Below are 24,522 nucleotides of genomic sequence, written 5' to 3'. Positions count from 1 at the left end.
CCAACCTTACTTGGCGCACATACTCAGCATCACCACCACCAGCAAACCACTATAAACCCACGCATGCACCCGATCCGGTATCCGCCCGATCCACGGCGTAGCCAGCCGAATCCCCACCAGCGACCCAAGCGCAGGAATACGACGAGGCCGGGCGCGACGGTGCGTTGATCGACTTGCTGCTGCATGAACTGGCCCGCAGCGCTCACTTGCCGTTGCACATTCCGTTGCCCATGGATTCGCGACTGCTCGGGTTGTGTCAGGCGTTTCTCCAGCAACCGAACACTCATCAATCGCCGCAACAATGGGCCGATCAGTTGCATATCAGCCTGCGTACGTTCAATCGTCTGTTCCGTCAACAGACCGGCCTGAGTTTCAGCCAATGGCGGCAGCGGGCTTGTGTGGTGCTGGCGTTGGCGCGGCTGGCGGTGGGTACGCCGGTGACGCGGATTGCTTTTGATTTTGGCTACGACAGCCCGGTGGCGTTCTCGACGATGTTTCGTCGTGTGCTGGGGCAGGCACCGTCCGTTTGGTTGGAGGGGGGCGAAATAGAGAGGTCGCGGCTGCTGATGCCAGTCAGTTAAACGCAATCCATGTGGGAGCGAGCCTGCTCGCGATAGCGGCGGGTCAGCCAACATGGATGCTGAATGTACCGCCGTCATCGCGAGCAGGCTCGCTCCCACAAGTTGTGCACCTTAGCTGATAGGCATTTGGGCTGCCCCCTCGCCACAGGTTCTGCGCTTGGCACTTCATTGTCTTGACTGAGCGGCCTTAGCCATTGCCTTGTTCTGACAGCAACTCAAAACTCTGCTCCTTCACATCCTGGGAATCCAGACCGATTTGCACCCGGAACTCGCCCGGCTCGGCGGTGTATTCCAGCTGGGCGTTGAAGAACTTCAAGTCGTTCTCACCAATGCTGAAATGGACCGCTTTCTCCTCTCCGGCCTTGAGCATGATTTTTTGAAAGTTCTTCAGTTCTTTGACCGGGCGGCTGACGGAGCCGACGACATCGCGGATATACAGCTGAACCACTGTTTCGCCGTCGCGCTGGCCGGTATTTTTCACCATGATGCTGGCGACGAGGTTCTCGGTCTTATTCAGTGTGGTCGAAGACAGGGCCATGTCGGTCAGGCTGAAATCGGTATAACTCAGCCCATAGCCGAAGGGATACAGCGGACCATAGGATTGATCGAAATATTGAGACGTGTAGTTGCGAGGCGCACCTGGCAGGTAGGGGCGACCGGTGTTCAAGTGGCTGTAGTAACTCGGGATCTGCCCCACGGAGCGTGGAAAGGTGATGGGTAACTTGCCCGACGGGTTGTAGTCGCCGAACAAGACATCGGCAACGGCATTGCCCCCCTCGGAGCCGCTGTACCAGGTTTCCAGAATCGCGTCGGCCTGTTTCTGCTCCTTGCCGATGGACAGTGGCCGACCGTTCATCAATACCAGGACCAGCGGCTTGCCGGTGGCTTTCAGGGCGGTGATCAATTCACTCTGGCGCCCTGGCAGATCGAGGCTGGTTCGACTGGCTGCTTCATGGGACATGCTGCGGGGCTCGCCCACCACTGCAATCACAACATCGGCTTGCTCTGCGGCCTTGACCGCTTCGTCAATCATTTCTGCTGCCGGGCGAGCGTCGTTCTTGACTTCGAACACTCCCAGATAATCAACGACCTCAGGATCCTCCGTGAGATTGGCGCCTCGGGCATAGATCAGCGAGCCCTTATCCATAGCGTTTTTCAGCCCGTCGTAGATCGTCACCGATTGCGAGGCCACGCCGCTTGCAGACCAACTGCCCATGATGTCGACGGCACTTTTTGCCAACGGGCCGATGAGCGCAATCGCCGCCTCTTTTTTTAGCGGCAAGAGCCCGTTTTCATTCTTCAGCAGCACCAACGTCTTGCGTGCCACTTCACGGGCCTGCGCTCTGTGCAGACGGTTTTCGTCGTTGGTATCAGCGGGGTCTTCACTGGCAATGCCGATGCGCCGATAAGGGTCTTCGAACAGCCCCATGTCGTACTTGGCACCCAGGACTTCCCGCACCGCGTCATCGATATTGTTCTGGGAAACAGCGCCAGACTCAAGCAGCCCGGGTAGCTCCGGACCGTAGGAGGAGTCGTTCATGCTCATATCAATGCCGGCCCTGATGGCGAGCCTGGCCGCTTCGCGATGATCCCTCGCAACACCATGCTGAACCAGATCGGTGACCCCGTTATGGTCGCTGATGACCAGCCCCTTGAAGCCCCATGCTTTGCGAAGCAGGTCTTGCATCAACCATGCATTGGCCGCTGCCGGCACACCATTTATCGAGTTAAGCGCCGCCATCACCGCTCCCGCGCCACCCTCGATCGCCGAACGATAAGGTGGCAGGTAGTCCTGGTACATCCTGGCCAGGCCCATGTCGACGCTGTTGTAGTCGCGTCCACCCTCGACAGCACCATACAACGCGAAGTGTTTGGCGCTGGCCATGATGCTGTCGGGTGCATTCAGGCTTTGGCCCTGGTAGGCCTGAACCATCACTTTGGCAATGCGCGAAACCAGATAGGTGTCTTCACCGAAGCCTTCGGATGTACGTCCCCAGCGAGGATCACGGGCGACATCTATCATCGGTGCAAAGGTCAGATCGATACCGTCAGCGCTGGCTTCTTTCGCCGCCGTTCGACCGCTCAACTCGATGGCGTCCATATCCCAGCTGGAGGCCAGGGCCAGGCCGATGGGAAAAATGGTTCGATGACCGTGTATCACGTCCCAGCCGAAAAACATCGGTATTTTCAAACGGCTTTGTTGAGCCGCGTCCTGCATGGGGCGGTTGATGTAACGGCTTACAGAGCCATACGTCCCCCCGATTCGCCCGGCTGTGATCTCCTGGTAAATCCTTTCGGGGGTCATTTTTTCATCGATAGCGATCAGCCGCAGTTGGCCGATTTTTTCGTCGAGGGTCATCTGATTGATGAGGTTGGTGACAAAGGCATCTTTGTTTGGCGATACCGTATCGGCCAGGACCGGCAGAGTTGTAAAACTGATCAGGGCACATAGCAGACGTAGTCTTTTCATGATTCCCTTCCCCGCATAACGCTGTGGCGCACTGCTTTTGAAACGCCACCTTTCCTGCATTGAAGATCAGAAGGCTGACGTTCAATCATTGCTGCTGACGGTATTGAAAACCCATTGGGCGTTCAGGAGCCCGCATAGAAGTAGCGTAGTCGCTCCAGCGCCCCTGCCTGAGCATAAAAAGAGAATCGATCAAAAAAATGAGTTTGATCCGGACTCAAAACAACTGTACAAAAACACAGTACCTTATCGAATCGCCACTTTCGAACCCGGAGAACACCATGGCCTCTCTTGCGATGAAAATCACCCTGGAACGTATCGCCCTCTTCCAGTTCACCCCCGCCCACTGCGCCCAGGCCCGAGCGATGCTGGGCTGGAGTGTGGAAGAGTTGTCTGAGGAATCCGGGGTTTCCATTGATGCCATTCAGCGATTCGAGGCGGAGCGAGATGTGCTGGATGTCACCCGGCTGGCGTTGGCGTATCGGTTTGAATCGCAAGGTTTGGCGTTTTTCCCGGGGTTTGCACCGGGGAGAGGGATGAACGTGAAGGGGTCGACACCGGATCCGGTGGGGCGGGCGGATTATGCGATGGTTGAGTGAGGTTTCAGCAGATGCGGGCCAAAGCCGAATACGTTATGAAGATAGGCATGCTCCTCGAAACCGGTCGGTTGAGTCAGGCTGAGGCTGCCCATCGGCTCGGATTGTCTGAGGAGGAACTGAACGAAATACTCCGTGGAGAATGTTGCGATCTGACCGTGGCAAAAATCTCGGAATATACAAACCTGTTACTGGACGAACGCAGATAAAAAAACCGGGGCGCTTGCACGGCAGGCGCCCCGGCAGCACAACATCAAGCGTTCTGCACTGTTGCCTGATCACTTGCACCTTCCAATCCCAGCCACCAAGTGTGACCACGTTGCGGGTACATCACATTGAACGCCTCGCCCATCCGCGGCGTGGTGATCGACACGTTCCGCTCCCAGGCCAACGCCAGAATACGGTCGAAGGGTTCGTACCAGGCGTGCATCGACAGGTCGAAGGTGCCGTTATGGATCGGCAGCAACCAGCGCCCTTTAAGGTCGATGTGCGCTTGCAGGGTTTGCTCGGGCTGCATGTGCACGTGTGGCCACTCGACGTTGTAAGCGCCGGTTTCCATGAGCGTCAGGTCGAACGGGCCGTGCTGTTCGCCGATGCGTTTGAAGCCGTCGAAGTAGCCGCTGTCGCCGCTGAAGAAGATTCGCGTGTCGCCGTCGATCATCACCCACGACGCCCAAAGGGTGCTGTTGCCGTCAAACAGGCCACGCCCGGAAAAGTGTTGCGAAGGTGTGGCGACGAATTGAAGGCCATCGACCTCGGTGCCCTGCCACCAATCCAGTTGTCGCACTTTGCTGGCGTCGACGCCCCACTTGATCAGGGTGTCGCCCACGCCCAGCGGTGTGAGGAAGTAACGGGTCTTGTCCGCCAGTTTGAGCACGGCCTGATAATCGAGGTGGTCGTAGTGATCGTGGGACAGGATCACCGCTTCAATCGGCGGCAGGTCTTCGAGGCTGATCGGTGGTTGGTGGAAACGCTTGGGGCCGGCCCATTGCACTGGCGAGGCACGTTCGGCGAAGACCGGATCGGTGATCCAGAATTTGTCCCGCAGCTTGAGCAGTACCGTGGAGTGGCCGAGACGATAGACACTGTGGTTGGGCGCGGCGATCAACGCTGCCTGGGTCAGGGTTTGCACCGGGACGGGGGCCGACGGCCGGGTGTCATGCGGTTTGTGGAAGATGAAGTTCCACAGGATGCGCAAGGTTTTGCGAAAGCCTTCGCGCTGCACGGGCACATGGTTTCGGTACTGCCCTTGAGCCTGTCGAGACGCTTCAGGCGTTGAGGCATTATCCGTTGGGGAAGTTGAGGTGGTCATGACTGAATGACTCCAGAAAAACCGCACGATTGGCGATTTTCCGCTTGGGACGATTTAATGGCCAAGGCACGCACGCATCAGCCGGAGATTCTATATTTCACTGTGCAGGATTAACAAAACATTACACTGCACAGTGTAGTTTCTAGGTTGCATCAAAGCCGATCACAAGTAAACTACCAAGTGTAATTCTCCACTTCTTCCTGCCGAAGCGTATTTATGACAGCTCCACAGCGCCTCACCGACCGTAAACGCGAAGCCATCATCCAGGCGGCGATTGCCGAATTCCGTGCCAACGGTTTCGACATCACCAGCATGGACAAGATCGCCGCCACCGCTGGCGTGTCGAAGCGCACGGTGTACAACCACTTCCCGAGCAAGGAAGAGTTGTTTGCCGAAATCCTCAATCAATTATGGGCGCGCGTGACGGCCGTACAGGAAACGGCCTACCGCCCTGACCTGCCCTTGCGCGATCAGTTGCGTCTGATGTTGCAGACGAAACTGCAGATGCTGGCCGATGAGAATTTTCTCGACCTGGCGCGGGTGGCGATCGCCGCCACCATCCATTCTCCCGAGCGTGCGCAAAACATGGTCGCCCGAATGGGTGAGCGCGAAGAAAACCTGACGGTGTGGATTCGCGCCGCCCAGGCCGATGGTCGATTGAAACCGGCCGCGCCTGAGCTCGCCGCGCAACAGGTCCAGGGATTGCTCAAGTCCTTTGCGTTCTGGCCACAGATCTCCATGGGCCAGCCAGGCCTGTCGCCCGAGATGCAGCACACCGTGGTGGAGTCGGCGCTGGACATGTTCCTGGCCTGTTATGAGCGCTGAAACGAGCTGTAAAAAATGACAATGTCCGCCGCGTTATCGCTGATCGGTCGCTCTGAATAGAACACCGCAATGTGTTTCAGAATGAAACTGGCGCTGGCGACTATAGTGAGCCTCAGTCCCAGCACGATACAGAGAGCATCATGAGCACTCCGACCCGCGAAACCGAAGCCACCGCCCCTGTCGATCACCTGCGTTTCCATCGCCCTCACGCTCACCTGGCACCTACTTTTGGTACCGACCGTTTTGCCCTGCGCGCTGAGGCCTTTGCACGGTTCTTCGGCACGCCGACCTTCCTCGGCGCCCAGACCCTGATGGTGGTGATCTGGATGTACCTGAACCTGTCCGGTATAACCCATTTCGATATGTACCCGTTCATCCTGCTCAACCTGGCGTTCAGCCTGCAAGCGGCCTATGCCGCACCGCTGATTTTGCTGGCCCAGACACGCCAGGCCGCGCGGGACAAAGCCCAGTCAGACGCCGATGCGCGACACCGTGAAGCCTTGGCCGTCGCCAACAGTGAACGTCAGGCCCAGGCTGCGCAAACCACCGCGCAACTGATGGAGTTGCTGGAACAAAACACCCGGCTCACCGAAATCACCAAGACCCTGACCGAGCGTGTCGAAAGCCTGACGTCGCAAATACATCAACACTTCGTAGGCAACGAGCCACCGAAGGCGTGATCCGACTCAAGGCAACTTCAGCGCCTGCCCCAACTCATCGAACAACGTGACCACCGAGCGCAACGCGCGGCAGTCCGGGCGGGTCAGCAACCACAGCGCGGTGTCATAACCGTGCAAAGGCTCGGTCAACGGTTGCAGTCCGTCACCGATCAGAAAGTCCGGTAACGCCGCGACGCCCAGCCCGGCCCGCACCAACTCGGTCACCGACAACATGCTGTTGCAGCGGTAACCGGGTGTTACGCCAGGCAATTGCTGACGCCGCCACGCAACAGTGGGGTGATCGGGCAGAAAGTCGTCCGGGGCGATCCAGGTCAATGAGGCCAGATCGTGGGAATCGACCGATTGCAGATAGGTCGAACTGGCACAAACCCGGTAGGAAATGTCCGCCAGACGCCGGCCAACCAAATGCTCGGGCGGCGTACGGGTCAGCCGCAAGGCGATGTCGGCATCGCGGCGGCTGAGGTTGGCAAAGTCGTTGGAGGTGCAGAGTTCAAGGGTCAGCGCCGGGTAAGACGGCATGAACCGCGCCAGCGCCGGCAACAGCAGACTTTGCAGGACCGAATCGGTGCAGGTCAGGCGCACGGTGCCACTGATGACCTCACCGCCCTGCTCCACGCCAATGCGCGCCGCCTCCAGCGCTTGTTCGGCACGCTCAGCCTGCTCGGCCAAAGTCTGCGCCAGCGTGGTGGGCAAGTAACCGGCGCGGCTCTTGTCGAACAGTTGCTGGCCCAGCGCTGCTTCCAGTCGGCGGACGGCGCGAAACACCGTCGAGACATCGACCTTCAACAACGCCGAGGCCCGGGCCAGAGAGCCGCCGCGCACCAAAGCGAGAATCAGGGACAGATCCGGGTAGTCCAGCCGATAGTGCATCGATGCATTGATCACTTGGGATAACGCCAATATTGATTGCGTGAACGCCAATCTATAGTGGGCACCAGGAATCAACAAGCGTCGAGATCACTCATGGAAACCAGCGCCATTCGCATCGCCCTGATCGGCGATCACGACCCTCAAGTCACCGCCCATCAAGCCATCCCCGTCGCCCTCGGCATGGCCGCCGAACACTCAGGCAGGAACATACAGGTCCAATGGCTGGCCACCGACTGCATCAACGCCGAGACGCCACTGAGTGACTTCGATGGTTTCTGGTGCGTACCCGCCAGCCCTTATCGCGACATGGATGGCGCGTCACGGGCGATCCGTTTTGCCCGGGAACAGCGGCGACCGTTCCTCGGCACGTGTGGCGGTTTTCAGCACGCGGTACTCGAATTCGCCCGTAACGTTCTGGGCTGGAAAGATGCCGAACACGGCGAGACATCGCCCGAGGCGACGCGGGCGTTACTCACGCCGCTGACCTGCGCGCTGGTGGAGGCCGTCGACAGCATTCATTTGGTTGAAGGTTCGTTGATCGCCAAGGCGTACGAAAATACTGAGATCCGTGAGGGATATCGCTGCCGTTATGGTGTGAATCCTGAGTTTGAACGGGAGCTATTGAAGCAACAGCTACATGCGGTTGGCCACGATTCGGCGGGGGACCTGCGGGCGGTGGAGCTAAAAGATCATCCGTTCTTTGTCGCGACACTGTTCCAGCCGGAACGCGCCGCGCTCAAGGGCTTGCTGCCGCCGTTGGTCAGGGCGTTGATTGAAGCCTGTGCGAGGCAAAAACCTTGATCGCCCAGGCACCTGAAACGCCTTACTACGCGGTGATTTTCACCTCGCTGCGCACCGACGGCGATCACGGTTATGAACAGGCCGCCGAACGCATGGTGGAACTGGCCCGCGAACAACCCGGCTTCCTTGGCGTGGAATCGGCCCGGGGTGTGGATGGGCTCGGGATTACGGTGTCTTACTGGGCCAGCGAAGCGGCGATTCTGGCCTGGAAACACCACCCCGAGCACAGCGTGATTCGGGAACGTGGGCGGTCGACCTGGTATTCGGCGTGTCATACGCGGGTGTGCAGGGTTGAGCGGGCGTATCTGTTTGAGCAGTAATAATTGCGGTGTGTTTTAGGCCGCCATCGCGAGCAGGCTCGCTCCCACATTGATTAGGTGTCGATCACAAGACCAATGTGGGAGCGAGCCTGCTCGCGATAGGGCCAGCCAAGTCAGCGCAATATTCAGCTCTGCACCAGACGCCTCACCGCCGAGATTTCCGGCACTTCCCGCCGGTTCATGTACACCCGCAACGGCTCAGTTATGCTGATCCGGTCGTCGATGTTTTGGTCCAGCAGCAGCTGGATCAGCTCGCGCTTGAGCGTCATGGTCTGCGCGGGGCCGGGGGCCCAGACGAACTCACGGGCGGGGATGATGCCGTCGTCGGCCACGTCCATGCCGAAGGCGTCTTCGCTGAAGCGCACGATGTAGCGGCCGGTCTTGCGATTGAGGCCGACAAAGCCTTTGAGTTGGTCGGCGGCCTGGCAGATGAGTTCGGAAGTGATGCGCATGGTAAACCTCACAAAAGGCCACAAAGGACCGGTGCTCGATGGTTTACACGCCGGGCAAGCGAACGGGCTTCCCTCTGCCGGGGAAACGCCTCGCTCAAGAGTACTGCAAAGGAGCGCACAAAAGCGTTGAAAACATCTCCTTTAAACACGTTTATGTCGGTCTGACGATAGCGCGAGCGGCGCTCAGTTGCTAAAAGATACGTCTTTGAAAATCTATCGCAAAAGGACTTCGACCATGCCTGTTACCTTCACCCAAAGCGCCCTGTTGCTGAGCCTGATGCTCGGCCTCGGCCAGGCACAGGCCGCCAGCGAGCCAAGCCCCACCGCACTGGCGACCCGCCAGGGCATTCCGCACCCGGCGGTGATCGCCCACCGCGGCGCATCCTTCGATGCACCGGAATCCACTGCCGCGGCCTACAAACTGGCCCGCGACCTGGGCGCCGATTACCTGGAAATGGACCTGCAACGCAGCAAGGATGGCGTGCTGTTTGCCCTGCACGACAACAACCTGCAACGCACCACCGACGTCGCCACCAAGTTCCCTGAACGCAAGGACAGCCCGGCCAACGAATTCACCCTCGCCGAACTCAAAACCCTGGATGCCGGCAGCTGGTTCAACGCCGCTTACCCGGATCGCGCGCGTCCGAGCTACGCGGGTCTGAAGATCCTGACCCTGGACGAAATCATCGACATCGCCCAAGGCAATCCCCTGCACAAGCCTGGCCTGTACATCGAAACCAAAGAGCCGAAGCAGTTTCCCGGCATCGAGCGCGACCTCAAGGACAAACTCCAGGATCGCGGCTGGCTGAGCCCGACCGGTTCGAAACTGGCGAAGAGCGATCTGGCGGTTGGCCAGGGTAAAGGCAAGGTGGTGCTGCAGACCTTCGAGAAAAGCAGCCTCGAACTGCTCGAGAAGGAAATGCCGAAAGTGCCGAAAATCCTGCTGCTGTGGGTAGGCGAAGGCAGCATCGAGCCGAAATCCAAAGTGACGTTCGCCGAGTCCGGTGACAAGGACAAAGCGACTTACTACGCCAGACAGGAACCGAAAGACAAAGCCGAATTCCAGCAATGGGTCGAGTACGCCAAGGCCCAGGGCGCTATCGGTACCGGTCCTTCGGCCGCGCTGACCAAGGGTGGCGATCAGAGTTATTCGGACCTGGTGAAACCGTGGATGAACCAGTACACCCACGATCAGGGCTTGCTGGTGCACGTCTACACCATCGACGATGCCGTGGATTATCAGAAAGTGGCGGATGCCGGCGTCGATGGCATCTTCACCAACCGCGCCAGCGAACTGCTGAAGTTCTATAAGCGTCCGGCGGCGGCGAGCGTTACGCAGTTGTTGCAGAACAACGGTTATTGATTCGAGACCGTGGCGTCTGCTTCGCGGGGGATTAAGGGTGAATTAAGTTGCGCTGTTTAAGCTGACCCCACTTAAACAGTTCACCCAAGGAAAGAACTTCATGAAAACCTTAACTGCCCTGTTCACCGCTGCTGCCCTGACTCTCGCCGCTGGCCTGGCCCAGGCTGACGTTCGTGTCGACCAGATCCCCGAGCTGGTCAAGAGTGGCAAGATCAAACCACTGGAAGAAATGAACCAGGCCGCACTGAAGTTGCACCCGGGCGCCACGATTACCGATACAGACCTGGATAACCACTTCAACGGTTACGAATATGAAGTCGAACTGCGTTTGGCCGACGGCACAGAGTGGGACGTGGACTTCGACGCCACTACCGGCAAGGTTCTGAGCAACAAGCAAGACACGTGATTCAACAACAAAAAGCCGCACGATTTTCGGATCGTGCGGCTTTTTTGCATCAGGCATCAGGCAGGTCGACCGAGCAACAGGTCACGACGTTTACCTTCAGCTTGCCCCACGGACTTAAGCAGTGGTGCTGACCAACGAACCCGACGTACTGCCCCCCTCATCCTGCAACGCTTGCGTCAACGCCGCCGTCACCGTCTGCAACGAAGCCGAAGTGGCCGCAATCTGCGACTGAGCCGCCGCAACGGTTGCAGCTTTGGCTTCGGCGCTTTCCTGCTTGGCCTGGGCTGCTTGCAGTTGCCGCTGTTCTTCCTGCAATTGCTTTTGCAACTCGGCGATCTGCTTGCGCAGCTCTTTCACCGTATCGGATTCGGTGCTGCTGGAGCTGCTGCCGCTTGAGGAAGGCGCACCGCCAGCGGCAACCTTCGTGGAATCGCTGGAATCGCTGGAGTCGCTGGAGGCACTGGCGGTTGTGGCGGCGGAGGTGTCTTCGGTACTGCCGCTGATCGAGACTTGGCTTGAAGACGTCGAGACGGTCTGATTGATCGAAACAGAACTGATGCTGACCATGGGAGTTATCCAATGTGGAGTTTGGGTAACACCGTCATCGACGGGCGCAGCACGAACTTGAGAGCGACTGTGTACCGATTCAGTAACCGAATCGGTACACAGCCCATTGCACTAGGCGCTCAACCGTGCCGTCACTTCATTCAACTGCCCCGACAACCCGTGCAGGTTGTGGCTGGCCGCTTCGGTACGCTGCACGTTGTCCAGGTTGGTGCTGGCAATGCTGGTGATTTCAGTGAGGTTGCGCGAGATGTCTTCGGCCACTGAAGTCTGCTCTTCAGCAGCGGTGGCGATCTGGCGGTTCATGTCACGAATGGCTTCCACGGCATGGGTGATCCGCTCGAGCATGGCGCCGGCCTGGGTCACTTGTTCGACGCTTTCTTCACTGCGCGACTGGCCGCTTTCGATCGCCTGAGCCGCGTCTACCGCCCCGGTTTGCACGGTTTGAATGATCTGGTTGATCTCGATGATCGACGCTGCCGTGCGCTGGGCCAGGCTGCGCACTTCATCGGCGACCACCGCAAAACCGCGCCCGGCTTCACCGGCACGGGCCGCTTCGATCGCCGCGTTGAGCGCCAGCAGGTTGGTTTGCTCGGCGATGCCGCGAATCACTTCCAGCACCTTGCCGATGCGCCCGCTGTCTTCTTCCAGACGACGGATGACGGTGGCGGTGTTGGCGATTTCGCCACGCATTTGGGTGATGGTGCGAATGGTGCCCTGCATGACTTTTCCGCCCTGTTGGGCAGACTGGTCGGCATCGTCGGCCGCACGTGCCGCATCGCCTGCGTGGCGCGCGACTTCTTGTGCAGTGGCGGACATTTCGTTCATCGCCGTGGCCACCTGATCGGTGCGATTGAACTGCTCGTTGGTGCCGCTGGCCATAAGGCCGGCAATCGAGCTCAACTCACCGCTGGCGCTGTTCAGATCCGTCGCACTGCGCTGCAACCGAGTGAAGGTTTCAGCGAGGAAGTCGCGCAAGGTGTTGGCGGCCTTGGCCAGGTTGCCCAACTCGTCCTGACGGGTGCTGGCCACGCGCTCGGCGAACCGCCCCTGGCTGAGTTGTGCCACGTAGTCGATCAGTTTACGAATCGGCTCCACCAGGTTGCGGTTGACCAGCCACAGGCTCAACAGGCCAATCAGCAGACCCGACACCAACATCACCGCGAGCCCCAACAACACGGTGCGATCAGCGCTGGCACTGATCAGCTTTGATTGCTCGGTGCCCTGCTTGCGCAGTTCGCCAACCAGTTCATTCATCTGTTCGCTGGCGGCACGGTCCACGCCCTTGACCGCGTTGTCGCCGGCCGCTGGGTCGGCACCGGCCGCCACGTAGGCATCACGGCCCTTCTGATAGGCCGCACCTAAAACACGATGCTCTTCACGCAAACGTTCGATACGGGTCTTGAGTTGCGGCTCGATGCCTTTCTGCCCGGCCAATTCCCCCAGGATGCCCTGCACGTTGCGCTGGCCATCCTCGAATTGCTTCCAGTATTTGTCCAGGTTCGCCGGGTCCTTGCCGCGCAGCAGGACGTTTTTCCACTCCTGCACCTGCACCTTGAATTGCAGGTTGGCTTCATCGATCAATTGCGAGGTGCGCAACGGACCTTCGATCAGATTCGCGTAGTTCTGAACGCCATTGGACAGGAAGTGAAAGCAGGCCAAAGCGATCAGCAACATCGCCAACAGGCTGCCGCTCAACAGGGCGAGGATTTGCGCTCTCAGGGATTTTTGCAAAAGCATCGGGGATATCTCATGGCAGGGATAAGGCACGCTCAAGTGGCGAGCAAGATGTCCGGACATCCCTGTCAGCGACGCTGGCTCACGACCAGAATCAGAAGATCGACATCAGCAACATCGGCGCGCCAGCCCCATTCTTTAATGTTTCCGACCACCGGCACGAGGCGGATTTCCGGCGCCATTGAACTGTCACAAAACCTTCAAAATACGTTGCGTATGATGGGGCTCAAGTGAACCTGTGAAACCTGTGACAGGCGCCCCCTCACAGCGAGACCTCATGAACCACAGCATCGACCAACGCCATCGCGATTCCGACCTGTTCGGCCTGCTTTACGGTTTCAGTTTTCGCCCTGGCGAGCGCGGTCGAGAGATCGATTCGGCCAAGGCGCTGCGCTGCCTGCAACAACCAGGGGACAATGACGAGTTTCTCTGGCTGCACCTGAACCTGGCCCATGCCGCGTGCGAGCGCTGGATGAAAAGCCATCTGGAATTACCCGACGAGTTTTTCGAAGCCTTGCACGAAGGCTCCCGATCGACGCGCATCGAGCATGTCGATTCGGCGTTGCTGGCGGTGGTCAACGACGTGGTGTTCAACCTCAGCAGCATGGTCTCCTCGGATGTTTCGACGCTGTGGGTCTGCGCCCGCAGTCGGCTGATCATCAGCGCGCGCCTGCAACCGCTGCACTCGGTGGACAAGCTGCGCTCTTCGGTGAAGGCCGGTGAATGCTTTCGCTCACCGCTGGAGTTGCTGGTGCACCTGCTGCGCGATCAGGGCGAAGTGCTGACCCAGATCGTGCGCAAGACCAGCCTCAGTGTCGATCAGATCGAAGATGAATTGCTGTCTTCGCGCCTGTCCACCAACCGCGCCGAACTGGGCGCCAACCGCCGGGTGCTGGTGCGCCTGCAACGGTTGTTGGCGCTGGAGCCAGGCTCGCTGCTACGCCTGCTCAATCGCCCGCCGCAATGGTTGCAGAAGGAGGACGTCAAGGAGCTGCGCAAGTCCACCGAGGAGTTCGCGCTGATCATCAGCGACCTCACGGCCCTCGGAGAGCGGATCAAGCTGTTGCAGGAAGAAATCGCCGCCAACCTCAACGAACAGAGCAACCGCACGCTGTTCACCCTGACCGTGGTCACGGTGCTGGCGCTGCCGATCAACATCATCGCCGGTTTCTTCGGCATGAACGTCGGCGGCGTGCCGCTTGCCGGTGATCCGGAGGGGTTCTGGATTCTGGTGGCGCTGGTCGCGACGTTTACCCTGATTGCCGGGCGCTGGGCGTTTCGCAAGCGGCGGGATTATTAAGATCGAAAGATCGCAGCCTGCGGCAGCTCCTGCCTTTAAGCATTTCGTCGCAAATTCATGGGATTAATCGTTTATTGATTCACCTCCCGCCAAATAGCACTTCAGTTTGCTACCGTGTTGCCGACTCTTAAGAGACTCGATGTATTCAGGAGGGGAACCGTGAATCTGTATATCAATCAGCTTCAGAAGAAAGCTGACTTCAAAGAAGCCATCTACGCAGGCGACATCTTCCTGAACACTCAGCTGCGCACTGCCAAAGAATTGTGTGCGTTCGCCCAGGAAAGCATCACCGCCGCCTTCGACGGCGAGACCAACCACCAGGCACTGCACACGTTGATGCCGGTGGAAGAATTCGTGGTTCTGGTGACTCGCCTCAAGGGCCAGTTCACCAACAGCCAGCGAGCCAAGGACTTGATCCTGGGCTTCATCGATGAAATCGGTGTCGACCCTCGCGAGTATATTTTCGACGTGCCACGGATCCGCGTAGTGCCCAACTACGACTACCTGCACGCTGGTGTCAGCTATGCCTACAAACCCCATCGCGACACTTGGTACGGCAGCGTCGACTGTCAGATCAACACCTGGATGCCGGTGCATACCATCAGCCCTGACCAGACCATGATGATCAATGGCGGTTATTTCGATGTGCCGGTGAAGAACACTTCAAAGGACTGGAGCCTGTCCGACTGGATCAGCAACCAGCGTCATCGGGCCAAGGAAAACCTCAAGGAAGAAGTACGGGTACACCCGGTTCCACTGGAGGAGATCAATACTTCATCGGAAATCCGCGTGGCCGGCAACACAGGCGACATGCTGATTTTTTCCGGTTCGCACCTGCACGGTACCGTTCCCAACTACACGCAACAGACCCGCTTCAGCGTGGACTTTCGCCTGATGCACCTTGACGACCTCAAGCACAAGCGCGGCGCGATCAACGTCGACAGCGCCTGCCCGGACGTCGGTGCAGGGTTCAAAGATTATTTCCACGCTCACGACTTTTCGAATTTCCAAGGAATCCAGCAATGACCAAGCGCCGCATCACGCCCGCCGAGGCCCAGTACAACGAAACCCGTGCCAATGTCTTGAAACGGGTTGACGCCGAGTATGTGGCCGACGCGCCATTTGTCTTCGCCAACCGCATCGGCGTGACCGCTGCCCTGTCGCGCATGGAGCTGTTCAAGAAAGTCGCCGAAATCCCGGGCGCGATCATTGAGTGCGGCGTATACAAGGGCAATTCGCTGATGCTCTACATGCACCTGTCGATGATTCTGGAGCCCTACGCGATCAACCGTTCGATCATCGGCTTCGACACCTTCGAAGGCTTCCAGAGTATCGACAAGAAAGAAGACCCGTCGGACGTCAACGAAACCATGTTCTCCGACACCGACCAGTCGCTGATCCAGGACATGATCGACGCCAACGACCTGCTGCGCCCGGTCAACCGTATCCCGCGCTGCGAGCTGGTCAAAGGCGACATCGTCAAGACTGTACCGGAGTGGGTCCAGACCCGTCCGGACCTGGTGGTGGCGATGCTGATCCTCGACACCGACCTGTATGAATCGACCAAAGTCGCTCTGGAAACCTTCCTGCCGTACATGCCAAAAGGCGCGATCGTGGTGCTCGACGAAGTCGCTTACCGCAACTTCCCGGGCGAAACCAAAGCCTTGCGCGAAGTGCTCGACCTGAACAAGATCGAACTCAAGCGCCTGCCGTTCGATTCGTGCGTGGGCTACTTCCACGTCTAATGAAAAACCTGCTCCTTCCTATGGATGGAGCAGGTTTAGAAGCTGAGAAATAGCCCGCACATGTTCAGATCGTTGATCGGATCACCTGCGGTAGTAAACAAAGATCAAAAGATCGCAGCCTTCGGCAGCTCCTGCAGGATCGGGTACATCCAAAATAATGGTTGTATCCGATCCTGGAACTGCCGAAGGCTGCGATCTTTGCTTTTACCCTTCGCAAGCCCTGCGCACCAACAGCCGCCCACGCACCACGTCATAGCCCCAGTGGTACACGTAGGTGTACGGCAGGAAGAACAACAGTACGCCGATGTCCAGCAGGAACGCTTGCCACAGGCTGATCTTCAGCCACCAGGCAATCAACGGCACGCCGAACGCGACCAGCCCGCCTTCGAACAACAGCGCATGCATCACGCGCACCCAAGCGTTGCGCACAATGGCAAAGCGCTTGAGCAAGCGGTCGAACAGACCGTTGAAGACCACGTTCCAGGCCAGGGCAAGCGCTGCGATGGCCACGGTCGCCACGCCCATTTCCACCATGGGTTTGTCCATGACCCAGGCCAGCAACGGGGTACAGATCAAAACAGCCAGCAGTTCGAAACCGATGGCCTGGAAAATGCGTTCAGTGATGGATTTTTTGGCGTTCATGGCCAGACTCCCTGAGTGACTGTGGTTGCCATGGTCCGCCATCGAACCGATACTTCATAACCAATAACCATCGATCAAGGCGATAGTTCATGGCCTCCCACGAAGTGCTGCTGGCGTTTGTCCAAGCCGCGACTCAAGGCTCGTTTTCCGCCGCGGCGCGCAAGCTCGGCCGCAGTCAGTCGACCATCAGCGCCGCAGTGGCGAGCCTTGAAATCGACCTGAACCTTGCCCTCTTCGACCGCAGCAGCCGCAAGCCAAGCCTGACCCCCGCCGGGCATGTCATGTTGCAACGGGCCGAGGAGATTCTGGCCGCCACCAGCCGTCTGGAAATGACCGCCAGCCAACTGTCCCAAGGGGTCGAACCGAAGCTGACCGTGGCGATTTCCGACACCTATCAGTCCGACCGTTTCGAAGCGGCGCTCAGTGCTTTCGAGCAGCGTTACCCAGACCTGGAACTTGAATGCCTGATCGCCGAATGCGATGACCTGGTGGCCCTGGTGCAACGCGGACGAGCGCACGTCGCCTTCGCCGAGATGCAGGACAGCTACCCGCCGGATCTGGTCAGTTCGACGGTGGACGAGCGCACGGAAATCGCCCTGTTCGTGTCACCTGCGCACCCGTTGGCGAAGCTGAGCGCAGTCGATCAGGACGTGCTGCAGCAGCACCGAGAACTGCGTCTGGCAACGATCGTCAATCCGTATGAAAGCCGAGCGAAGGGGCGTGTCTGGTCGGCGCCGAGTTACTTGATGCTGCTGGAAATGGCTCAGGGCGGGTTTGGCTGGGCACCGTTGCCACGGTGGCTGGTGGGGCGGTTCGGGGCCGGTTCGTTGGTAGAGCTGAAGGTGCGTGGATGGCCGAAACCGGTGTACGTCGATGCGCTGTGGTCGCGACTGCATCCACCAGGGCCGGCGGGGAGTTGGTTACTGAGCAAGATGCTGGAATAGCGGTGTCGCCATTCGCGAGCAAGCCCGCCTCCACATGGGTTCCATGTCGGGCACCTATTTTCTATACACCGACGATCAAATGTGGGAGCGGGCTTGCCCGCGAAGAGGCCAGCCGCCACGCCGCACACCCATGATCATCCCAACGCCCGGAGCCGTCCCTCGATAAACCGCCGCTCCGGCACCTGCTGTGTCAATTCCAGCGCCCGCTCATACGCCGCACGCGCCTCTTCCACCCTCCCCAACTGCCGGTAAAACTCTGCCCGCGCCGAGTGCGCCAGGTGGTAATCCAGCAACTCACCACGATCCAGAATCCCTTCGATCAACGTCAGCCCGGCCAGTGGTCCATCGCGTTTGGCCAGCGCCGCCGCACGGTTCAATTCGATCACCGGCGACGGCACCGCCCGCAGCAGCACGTCATACAGACCGACAATCTGCGGCCAGTCCGTCTCCGCCGCCGTGGGCGCTTCGGCATGCACCGCCGCAATCGCCGCTTGCAGGCAATAGGGCCCGAAGCGCCGCGTCGTCAGCGCCCGCTCAATCAGGGCGCAGCCTTCGGCAATCAGCTCGGCGTCCCACAGCGAGCGATCCTGTTCATCCAGCACAATCAGTTCACCGCTCGATGAGGTCCTGGCCGAACGCCGCGACTCATGCAACAGCATCAGCGCCAAAAGCCCCATCACCTCCGGTTCGGGCAACAGGTCCATCAACAACCGACCGAGGCGAATCGCTTCACGCGTCAAGTCCTCGCGGGTCAGTTCGCTACCGATGGACGCCGAGTATCCTTCGTTGAACACCAGGTAAATCACCCGCAGTACGCTGTCGAGACGCTCGGGCAGTTCCGTCAGGGCGGGCACTTGATAAGGAATTTTCGCGTCACGGATCTTGGCCTTGGCCCGCACGATGCGCTGGGCGATGGTGGCCGGTGCCGAGAGAAAGGCCCGGGCGATTTCTTCGGTGGTCAGGTCGCAGACTTCGCGCAAGGTCAACGGCACTTGAGCGTCTGCCGCCAGTGCCGGGTGACAACAGGTGAAGATCAGGCGCAGGCGATCGTCTTCCACGTCTTCATCACTCCAGTCGGCCTGCTCCAGCGCCTCCAGTTGAGCGATCAACATCGGCCGGGATGCATTAAAACGCGCGCGCCGGCGCAATACATCGATGGCCTTGAAGCGCCCGGTGGACACCAGCCAGGTGCGCGGATTGTCCGGCACACCGTCGCGCTGCCAGCGTTCGACCGCAACGAAGAACGCCTCGTGCAGCGCCTCTTCGGCGAGGTCGAAGTCGCCGAGCAGACGGATCAGCGTCGCCAGAATCCGCCGCGACTCGTCGCGGTAGACCTGCTCGACTTGCGCCCGTACCGATTCGCCCGGCATCAGTCCGGCATGCCTGGGGCCATTTTTCGCTGGACGGATTGCACACTCATAAAAGAACTCCCGTGGTGAGGGTTATTCAGGGATTCAACTGGCGAACGGGCCGCACCTCGACACAACCGACCCGGGCCGCCGGGATGTTGCCGGCGATCTGGAGGGCTTCGTTGAGGTCCTTGGCATCGATCAGGTAGAAGCCGGCCAACTGCTCCTTGGTTTCAGCGAACGGGCCGTCGGTGATCGACATTTTGCCGTTGCGCATGCGCACGGTGGTCGCGGTCTGCACCGACTCCAGCGCTTCGGCGGCGATCATCCGGCCGCTGCCCTGGATCGATTCGGCGTAGGCCATGCACTCGGTGTCGTTGGGGCTTTCGGGCAGTGAGTGCAATTCGTGCTCGTTGCTGTAGACCAGGCATAAATACTTCATGGGGATCTCCATTTCAGGCGGCTCTGCCGTGACCGAACTGATCAACTATGGCTGTCGATTGGCGCCTTGGCGCTGCTTTCCGATAAACAGCCCGGCCATCAGGGTTGCAGGTTGAACAGCGCCGCGCCATTCGTCATGTCGAACGGTGCCGACCAGTGTTCGTGGACGATCTGCCAAAGCCCCGCTTCCTGCCGGTAGCACGCGGTGACGCGCATCCAGCAGGCTTGGGTTTCACCCTTTTCATTGGTGCCGCCGCAATGCGCCAGCCAGTGAGCGAAAGCGATCTCCTGCGACGGCACGATGTCGATCTCGTGGAACTCGAAAATGTGCGGGCCGGGGCACATCTCCATGCATTCCTGCCAATGCGCACGGTAGGCCGCCTTGCCCTTGAATTGCAGGGCTTTGACGGCATCGAAGGAGACGATGTCGTCGGCGTACAGGGCCATGACCTTTTCCACGTCCTTGGCGATGACCGCCTGGCGATAGTTCTCGATCAGGTTATGGATTTGTGTCTGAGCATTCATGAGGGTTCTCCGTGTTTTTTGTTGAAGACACCTTTAGTCGACTGGCGAAAAGCCAAATCGACAACCGAAATAAAAATAATCCATGGCGGCAAACTCGCTAGAATCCGAGGCTCATTTCCGTTGGAAAAAGGACACTCCAGTGACAGCCCGACTCGTGCCTTACGAAAGCCTGAACGCCTTGCAGCGCCAACAGGTCGAGGCCATCGAAATCCACGCTGAACAAATCAGATTCTCCGGCGACATCCACGGTGCATTGCACACCTTGCTGTCCAAGCCTGGCCCTGGCGTCAAAGGCTTTGCGCTGCTGGTGGAGGATGTTCCGGTGGCCTTCCTGCTGCTCAAGCGCCCGCCGGTGCTGCCGGCCTGGGCCGACGAACACAGCGCCACCCTGCACGCCCTGCAAGTCGATCGCCGCGCCCAGGGCAAAGGTTATGGCAAAGCCTGCCTGCAAGCCCTGCCCGAGGTTGCGCGCCAGGCCTGGCCGGAAATCAAAGGGCTGGAGTTGTCGGTGGATGCGGACAATGAGTCGGCCATCGCGCTGTATGCCAAATATGGCTTTGTCGACAGCGGCGAAGCGTACAAGGGCCGGATCGGTTACGAACGGCGGATGGGGCTGGTTTTCTGATTCGTAGAGGGATGAACGATGTTGAATTCAATCGAAGCGCTGGAAGCGATCTACGGCCTGCCCCATGACCGCGCTGTGCGCAAGCAGATCCCCTTTCTGAACGAAGACTATCAGGCGATGGTCCGCGCCTCGCCGCTGGTGATTATCAGCTCGGTCGGCCCCGATGGCATGGACGGCTCGCCGCGCGGCGATACGCCGGGTTTTGTGCGGATCGTCGATGAACGCACGCTGGCCATCCCGGATCGCCCGGGCAACAACCGCATCGACACCCTGCGCAATGTCGTGCTCGATTCGCGAGTATCGCTGCTGTTCATCATTCCGGGGATAGGCGAGACATTGCGGGTCAATGGCACGGCGCAGATCAGCGCCGAACCCGCGTTGCTGGAGAGTTTTGCAGTCAACGGCAAACCGGCGCGCACGGTAATGCTGGTGACGGTGGAAGCGGCGTACTTCCATTGCTCGAAAGCGATCGTGCGTTCGGATCTGTGGAACCCCGAGCGCTACCTCGACCGCTCTGCCCTGCCAACGGCGGGCGCATTTCACAAACGGCTGAACGACGGACAGTTCGATGCCGAAACCTATGACCGGGAAGCGCCGACCAGAGTGCGCGATAGCCTCTACTGACACAACGCCGCTCCCACACTGGAACTACAGCGTCAACACCATCTCATGCCACGCCATCCCACCATGGTCAGACGCCGAAGGCTTGATGTAGGCAAAACCAAACCCGGCATACAGCGCAATGTGCCGCTCTTTGCACATCAGGTGGATGCTGGCCTTGTTCAGTGCGCGCATGTGCTGGATGAACTCACCCATCAAGCGTTTCGCCAGGCCCTGCCCTTGGTAGTCCGGATGCACCACCACCGACATGATCACCACGTGCGGGCCGGCCGGGTCGTGGCCGATCAGTTCCTTGAACGCCTCGTCCGACATCTCCACCTCAAACGCCGCACCGGAATTGATGAAGCCGGCTACCATCCCATCCACTTCAGTCACGATGAAGCCCTCGGGCCAGGTGGCGATGCGGGTGGCGATTTTCTCGCGGGTGGCGGCTTCGTCGCCTTCGTAGGCAACGGTTTCGATGGCGTAGCAGCGGTCCAGGTCAGCGGCGGTGACGTGGCGGATGACGGTGTTCATGGCAACTCGGAATCGGCGGGAGAAAGGCTGGGATCATAAATTAACAAGGTGTTCATATCGATCAGAAAGGCGGACCGCCGATCCGCCCCTCGCCCCCTTCGTTACGCTTTGATCGGCAGCCAGATTTCCAGCACGCCGGTATTGAGCTTGGGGTTGAAATCGTCGCTGTAACGTTCGAACTCCGGGGCATCCGCCGCCTCGCGACCGGACTTCGGCAACCAGGTTTCCCGGATGTACTGAAAGGTTTGCGGCAGCGTATCCAGCGAGCCCTTGTGCTTGAACACCGCGTAATACTGGGGCTGAATCTCGACCCAACGGTATTTCTCGGGCAGGTCGTCGAGCTTGCTGATCTCGACGCCGGCGATGTATTCGAAACCGCCCTTGTCGTCTGAGTTGCAGCAAACGCCGTAGGTCACTTCGTCAATTTGCCCGGGTACATTGCCGATGTGAGGGACGAATTGATCCCACAGCTTGGGAATCTGTTTTTTGGCCGTCGCTTGGGTAAGTCGCCCGCCAAGCCCCGCTATGAGCATGAAGTGCCCGTGTTCGAAGCGTGGCTCAGCCTGATCATCGCGTGTTTGCTCATCCATGACTCGACTCCTGGGAACGAAAAAGGTGGGTTCGGCTGGGAGTATAGAGGCCAAACCCGATTCGCCCAGTCAGAGCCCCGGAAGCTGCCCGGCGGCGGGCGCACCGACAAACTCGTTGTAGCCCGATAGAATCACGTAGACCGCGAAATAGCAGAAGATCGCGGCCGATGCCATGTAGGAATAACGCAACAGTTTGTCACCGAGCAACTTGCCGCCATGGCTCGCCGCGAAGCACAGCGTGACGCACCAGAGAATCCCCGCACAGAGAAATCCACCTAGAAACAACACCGAGCTGAGAGTGCCCCCACCACCGGAACGGGCAATCAGGGTGCCACCCACCGCCGCGAACCAGAGAATCGCACTGGGCGACGACATGGCGAGGAAAATCCCCCGCAAGAACTCCTTGCGATGGGAGTTGTGGCCAACTTCGGCGGTCTCGGCCAACACAGCGTTGTGATAAATCGCCGAATGAATCATTTTCGCCGCGAAGTACAGCAGCAACGCCGACCCACCGATCCACAACACCCAGCGCACGGTCTCGTACTGCAGCAATACGGTCATGCCGGCCAGTGCCAGCACCGCGTAAATAAGGTCGCCGACACAAGTCCCCAGCCCCAGGGCAAAGCCTTGAAAATAGCCGCGCTGCATCGCCAGCGTGATCATCGCGATATTGGCCACGCCGATGTCCAGACACAGCGAAAGGCTTAGCAGGAAGCCACTGGTAAATTCCATCGACCATTTCCTTGGGAAAAATTTATTGATGCGCAGGCTAGACAGTTTGCCACGACTGCCCTTACATTCCGCCACAGGCCACCGCAGTGGCCAGCGTCGCTCGGACGGTTCCGGGCGCTTACGTTATCCGAGGCAACAATGGCCGAACAAGGTTCCCCGCGCCGCTTTGCGCGCATCGATCGACTCCCCCCTTACGTTTTCAACATCACTGCCGAGCTGAAGATGGCCGCCCGTCGTCGTGGCGAAGACATCATCGACTTGAGCATGGGCAACCCCGACGGCGCCACGCCGCCGCACATTGTCGAAAAACTGGTCACCGTCGCCCAGCGCGAAGACACCCACGGCTACTCCACGTCCAAAGGGATTCCGCGCCTGCGCCGCGCGATTTCCAACTGGTATAAGGATCGCTACGAGGTCGACATCGACCCGGAAAGCGAAGCCATCGTCACCATCGGTTCCAAGGAAGGCCTGGCGCATTTGATGCTGGCCACCCTCGATCAGGGCGACACCGTGCTGGTGCCAAACCCGAGCTACCCGATTCACATCTACGGTGCGGTGATTGCCGGTGCCCAGGTGCGGTCGGTGCCGCTGATCCCTGGCGTGGACTTTTTCGCCGAGCTGGAACGGGCGATTCGCGGCTCGATCCCGAAACCGAAAATGATGATCCTCGGCTTCCCGTCCAACCCCACCGCCCAGTGCGTGGAGCTGGACTTCTTCGAGCGGGTGATCGCCCTCGCCAAACAGTACGACGTTTTGGTGGTGCACGACCTGGCCTACGCCGACATCGTCTACGACGGCTGGAAAGCCCCGTCGATCATGCAGGTGCCCGGCGCCAAGGACATCGCGGTGGAGTTTTTCACCCTGTCCAAGAGCTACAACATGGCGGGCTGGCGCATCGGTTTCATGGTCGGCAACCCGGAACTGGTCAGCGCCCTGGCGCGGATCAAGAGCTACCACGACTATGGCACCTTCACCCCGCTGCAGGTCGCGGCCATCGCGGCGCTGGAAGGCGATCAGCAGTGCGTCAAAGACATCGCCGAGCAGTATCGGCAGCGTCGCAACGTGCTGGTCAAAGGCCTGCATGAACTGGGCTGGATGGTCGAAAACCCGAAAGCGTCGATGTACGTCTGGGCCAAGATTCCCGAGGCTTATGCACACATGGGCTCGCTGGAATTCGCCAAGAAGCTGCTGGCCGAGGCCAAGGTCTGTGTCTCACCGGGTGTGGGATTTGGCGAATATGGGGATGATCATGTGCGCTTCGCGCTGATCGAAAACCAGGATCGGATTCGTCAGGCCGTGCGCGGGATTCGCGGGATGTTCCGGGCGGATGGGCTAGTGACCAAAACCAACGCCTGACACGATCGTTCCCACGCTCTGCGTGGGAATGCAGCCCGGGACGCTCCGCGTCCCTTCCAGAGCCGAACGCGAAGCGTCCGTTGAGGCATTCCCACGCAGAGCGTGGGAACGATCATCACCCACAAAAAAACCGCATCGCTGCGGTTTTTTTGTGTCTGCCGA

At 59.3% G+C, this 24,522-nt stretch carries 28 protein-coding genes and 3 pseudogenes; 16 read left to right on the top strand and 15 right to left on the bottom strand.

Annotated features, from left to right (window positions below; all coding sequences use genetic code 11):
• Positions 1 to 6: 6 nt before the first annotated feature.
• Positions 7 to 129: pseudogene (locus tag LOY38_RS07565) on the bottom strand (sulfite exporter TauE/SafE family protein); the annotation flags it as partial.
• A 5-nt stretch (positions 130 to 134) separates the two neighbouring features.
• On the opposite strand from LOY38_RS07565, the pseudogene LOY38_RS07560 reads away from it, so the two are divergent.
• Positions 135 to 581 (top strand): annotated as a pseudogene (locus LOY38_RS07560) (helix-turn-helix domain-containing protein); the annotation flags it as partial.
• 187 nt (positions 582 to 768) lie between these two features.
• On the opposite strand, the gene bglX reads toward LOY38_RS07560, so the two are convergent.
• Complete coding sequence (gene bglX / locus LOY38_RS07555) at positions 769 to 3,051, bottom strand: beta-glucosidase BglX (RefSeq protein WP_258699473.1); 2,283 nt, start codon at positions 3,049 to 3,051, stop codon at positions 769 to 771.
• 278 nt (positions 3,052 to 3,329) lie between these two features.
• Between bglX and LOY38_RS07550 the strand changes: the two genes are divergently transcribed.
• Both LOY38_RS07550 and LOY38_RS07545 read left to right on the top strand, forming a co-directional pair.
• Positions 3,330 to 3,647, top strand: a complete 318-nt coding sequence (locus tag LOY38_RS07550; protein WP_258700680.1) for a helix-turn-helix transcriptional regulator — start codon at positions 3,330 to 3,332, stop codon at positions 3,645 to 3,647.
• A gap of 11 nt (positions 3,648 to 3,658) precedes the next feature.
• Positions 3,659 to 3,853 (top strand): XRE family transcriptional regulator, encoded by a 195-nt coding sequence (locus tag LOY38_RS07545; protein WP_258699472.1) that lies wholly within the window; start codon positions 3,659 to 3,661, stop codon positions 3,851 to 3,853.
• A gap of 44 nt (positions 3,854 to 3,897) precedes the next feature.
• Here the strand turns inward: LOY38_RS07545 and LOY38_RS07540 are convergent, their stop codons facing one another.
• Positions 3,898 to 4,956: an MBL fold metallo-hydrolase gene (locus LOY38_RS07540; protein WP_258699471.1), complete on the bottom strand. Its 1,059-nt coding sequence runs from the start codon at positions 4,954 to 4,956 to the stop codon at positions 3,898 to 3,900.
• A gap of 216 nt (positions 4,957 to 5,172) precedes the next feature.
• Here LOY38_RS07540 and LOY38_RS07535 point away from each other — a divergent pair, with 216 nt between their 5' ends.
• Both LOY38_RS07535 and LOY38_RS07530 read left to right on the top strand, forming a co-directional pair.
• Positions 5,173 to 5,781 carry a TetR/AcrR family transcriptional regulator gene (locus tag LOY38_RS07535; RefSeq protein ID WP_258699470.1) on the top strand — a complete coding sequence of 203 codons (609 nt, stop codon included), beginning with the start codon at positions 5,173 to 5,175 and terminating at the stop codon, positions 5,779 to 5,781.
• Positions 5,782 to 5,921: 140 nt separating this feature from the next.
• Positions 5,922 to 6,461, top strand: coding sequence for a DUF1003 domain-containing protein (locus LOY38_RS07530; RefSeq protein ID WP_258699469.1), 540 nt, complete (start codon positions 5,922 to 5,924; stop codon positions 6,459 to 6,461).
• 6 nt (positions 6,462 to 6,467) lie between these two features.
• On the opposite strand, the gene LOY38_RS07525 is transcribed toward LOY38_RS07530, so the two are convergent.
• The gene (locus tag LOY38_RS07525) at positions 6,468 to 7,409 is read right to left on the bottom strand and encodes a LysR family transcriptional regulator (protein ID WP_258699468.1); all 942 of its coding nucleotides are present in this window, start codon (positions 7,407 to 7,409) and stop codon (positions 6,468 to 6,470) included.
• A 15-nt stretch (positions 7,410 to 7,424) separates the two neighbouring features.
• Here LOY38_RS07525 and LOY38_RS07520 point away from each other — a divergent pair, with 15 nt between their 5' ends.
• Both LOY38_RS07520 and LOY38_RS07515 read left to right on the top strand, forming a co-directional pair.
• Entirely contained in the window at positions 7,425 to 8,132 is a 708-nt protein-coding gene (locus LOY38_RS07520; RefSeq protein WP_258699467.1) for a CTP synthase, read from the top strand.
• The gene (locus LOY38_RS07515; RefSeq protein ID WP_258699466.1) at positions 8,129 to 8,452 is read left to right on the top strand and encodes an antibiotic biosynthesis monooxygenase; all 324 of its coding nucleotides are present in this window, start codon (positions 8,129 to 8,131) and stop codon (positions 8,450 to 8,452) included. Before LOY38_RS07520 ends, LOY38_RS07515 begins: the two co-directional genes overlap by 4 nt.
• 125 nt (positions 8,453 to 8,577) lie before the next feature.
• Here LOY38_RS07515 and LOY38_RS07510 read toward each other — a convergent pair whose 3' ends face one another.
• Positions 8,578 to 8,904 (bottom strand): DUF2025 family protein, encoded by a 327-nt coding sequence (locus LOY38_RS07510; protein WP_258699465.1) that lies wholly within the window; start codon positions 8,902 to 8,904, stop codon positions 8,578 to 8,580.
• Positions 8,905 to 9,139: 235 nt separating this feature from the next.
• Between LOY38_RS07510 and LOY38_RS07505 the strand changes: the two genes are divergently transcribed.
• On the top strand, positions 9,140 to 10,267 hold the full coding sequence (locus tag LOY38_RS07505) for a glycerophosphodiester phosphodiesterase (RefSeq protein WP_258699464.1): 1,128 nt from the start codon (positions 9,140 to 9,142) through the stop codon (positions 10,265 to 10,267).
• A 100-nt stretch (positions 10,268 to 10,367) separates the two neighbouring features.
• Complete coding sequence (locus LOY38_RS07500; RefSeq protein WP_258699463.1) at positions 10,368 to 10,673, top strand: PepSY domain-containing protein; 306 nt, start codon at positions 10,368 to 10,370, stop codon at positions 10,671 to 10,673.
• A 114-nt stretch (positions 10,674 to 10,787) separates the two neighbouring features.
• Here the strand turns inward: LOY38_RS07500 and LOY38_RS07495 are convergent, their stop codons facing one another.
• The 3 genes and pseudogenes from LOY38_RS07495 to LOY38_RS30275 all read right to left on the bottom strand — a co-directional run.
• Positions 10,788 to 11,240, bottom strand: coding sequence for a hypothetical protein (locus tag LOY38_RS07495; RefSeq protein ID WP_258699462.1), 453 nt, complete (start codon positions 11,238 to 11,240; stop codon positions 10,788 to 10,790).
• Positions 11,241 to 11,351: 111 nt separating this feature from the next.
• Positions 11,352 to 12,065, bottom strand: coding sequence for a methyl-accepting chemotaxis protein (locus tag LOY38_RS30280; RefSeq protein WP_408980619.1), 714 nt, complete (start codon positions 12,063 to 12,065; stop codon positions 11,352 to 11,354).
• A gap of 171 nt (positions 12,066 to 12,236) precedes the next feature.
• Positions 12,237 to 12,395: pseudogene (locus LOY38_RS30275) on the bottom strand (HAMP domain-containing protein); the annotation flags it as partial.
• Between the two features lie 856 nt (positions 12,396 to 13,251).
• Between LOY38_RS30275 and LOY38_RS07485 the strand changes: the two are divergent.
• The 3 genes from LOY38_RS07485 (at position 13,252) to LOY38_RS07475 (ending at position 16,019) form a co-directional block, all read left to right on the top strand.
• Entirely contained in the window at positions 13,252 to 14,274 is a 1,023-nt protein-coding gene (locus tag LOY38_RS07485; RefSeq protein WP_258699460.1) for a transporter, read from the top strand.
• A gap of 159 nt (positions 14,275 to 14,433) precedes the next feature.
• Positions 14,434 to 15,300, top strand: a complete 867-nt coding sequence (locus LOY38_RS07480) for a hypothetical protein (protein WP_258699459.1) — start codon at positions 14,434 to 14,436, stop codon at positions 15,298 to 15,300.
• Positions 15,297 to 16,019, top strand: a complete 723-nt coding sequence (locus tag LOY38_RS07475; protein WP_258699458.1) for a TylF/MycF family methyltransferase — start codon at positions 15,297 to 15,299, stop codon at positions 16,017 to 16,019. Before LOY38_RS07480 ends, LOY38_RS07475 begins: the two co-directional genes overlap by 4 nt.
• Before the next feature lie 204 nt (positions 16,020 to 16,223).
• Here the strand turns inward: LOY38_RS07475 and LOY38_RS07470 are convergent, their stop codons facing one another.
• Positions 16,224 to 16,661 (bottom strand): multidrug/biocide efflux PACE transporter, encoded by a 438-nt coding sequence (locus tag LOY38_RS07470; RefSeq protein ID WP_258699457.1) that lies wholly within the window; start codon positions 16,659 to 16,661, stop codon positions 16,224 to 16,226.
• Between the two features lie 89 nt (positions 16,662 to 16,750).
• Here LOY38_RS07470 and LOY38_RS07465 point away from each other — a divergent pair, with 89 nt between their 5' ends.
• Entirely contained in the window at positions 16,751 to 17,605 is an 855-nt protein-coding gene (locus LOY38_RS07465) for a LysR family transcriptional regulator (RefSeq protein ID WP_258699456.1), read from the top strand.
• Positions 17,606 to 17,739: 134 nt separating this feature from the next.
• Here LOY38_RS07465 and LOY38_RS07460 read toward each other — a convergent pair whose 3' ends face one another.
• The 3 genes from LOY38_RS07460 to LOY38_RS07450 all read right to left on the bottom strand — a co-directional run bounded on the left by LOY38_RS07460 (position 17,740) and on the right by LOY38_RS07450 (position 19,920).
• Positions 17,740 to 18,975 (bottom strand): RNA polymerase sigma factor, encoded by a 1,236-nt coding sequence (locus LOY38_RS07460; RefSeq protein WP_258699455.1) that lies wholly within the window; start codon positions 18,973 to 18,975, stop codon positions 17,740 to 17,742.
• A gap of 76 nt (positions 18,976 to 19,051) precedes the next feature.
• Positions 19,052 to 19,396, bottom strand: a complete 345-nt coding sequence (locus LOY38_RS07455) for a YciI family protein (RefSeq protein ID WP_258699454.1) — start codon at positions 19,394 to 19,396, stop codon at positions 19,052 to 19,054.
• 98 nt (positions 19,397 to 19,494) lie between these two features.
• Positions 19,495 to 19,920, bottom strand: a complete 426-nt coding sequence (locus tag LOY38_RS07450) for a nuclear transport factor 2 family protein (RefSeq protein ID WP_258699453.1) — start codon at positions 19,918 to 19,920, stop codon at positions 19,495 to 19,497.
• A gap of 139 nt (positions 19,921 to 20,059) precedes the next feature.
• Here LOY38_RS07450 and LOY38_RS07445 point away from each other — a divergent pair, with 139 nt between their 5' ends.
• Both LOY38_RS07445 and LOY38_RS07440 read left to right on the top strand, forming a co-directional pair.
• Positions 20,060 to 20,545 (top strand): GNAT family N-acetyltransferase, encoded by a 486-nt coding sequence (locus LOY38_RS07445; RefSeq protein ID WP_205890170.1) that lies wholly within the window; start codon positions 20,060 to 20,062, stop codon positions 20,543 to 20,545.
• An 18-nt stretch (positions 20,546 to 20,563) separates the two neighbouring features.
• Entirely contained in the window at positions 20,564 to 21,169 is a 606-nt protein-coding gene (locus LOY38_RS07440; protein WP_258699452.1) for a pyridoxamine 5'-phosphate oxidase family protein, read from the top strand.
• A gap of 24 nt (positions 21,170 to 21,193) precedes the next feature.
• Here the strand turns inward: LOY38_RS07440 and LOY38_RS07435 are convergent, their stop codons facing one another.
• The 3 genes from LOY38_RS07435 to LOY38_RS07425 all read right to left on the bottom strand — a co-directional run bounded on the left by LOY38_RS07435 (position 21,194) and on the right by LOY38_RS07425 (position 23,004).
• Positions 21,194 to 21,682: a GNAT family N-acetyltransferase gene (locus LOY38_RS07435; RefSeq protein WP_258699451.1), complete on the bottom strand. Its 489-nt coding sequence runs from the start codon at positions 21,680 to 21,682 to the stop codon at positions 21,194 to 21,196.
• 101 nt (positions 21,683 to 21,783) lie between these two features.
• Positions 21,784 to 22,272 (bottom strand): GyrI-like domain-containing protein, encoded by a 489-nt coding sequence (locus LOY38_RS07430; protein ID WP_258699450.1) that lies wholly within the window; start codon positions 22,270 to 22,272, stop codon positions 21,784 to 21,786.
• A 69-nt stretch (positions 22,273 to 22,341) separates the two neighbouring features.
• Complete coding sequence (locus LOY38_RS07425; protein WP_258699449.1) at positions 22,342 to 23,004, bottom strand: LysE family translocator; 663 nt, start codon at positions 23,002 to 23,004, stop codon at positions 22,342 to 22,344.
• A 138-nt stretch (positions 23,005 to 23,142) separates the two neighbouring features.
• On the opposite strand from LOY38_RS07425, the gene alaC reads away from it, so the two are divergent.
• Positions 23,143 to 24,360 carry an alanine transaminase gene (gene alaC / locus LOY38_RS07420; RefSeq protein ID WP_258699448.1) on the top strand — a complete coding sequence of 406 codons (1,218 nt, stop codon included), beginning with the start codon at positions 23,143 to 23,145 and terminating at the stop codon, positions 24,358 to 24,360.
• Positions 24,361 to 24,522: the final 162 nt, after the last annotated feature.

The organism is Pseudomonas sp. B21-015 (genome assembly GCF_024749285.1).
Classification (GTDB): Bacteria; Pseudomonadota; Gammaproteobacteria; order Pseudomonadales; family Pseudomonadaceae; genus Aquipseudomonas.
The sequence above is the reverse complement of the archived record's forward strand: the minus strand, read 5'-3'. Positions and strand labels throughout refer to the sequence as shown.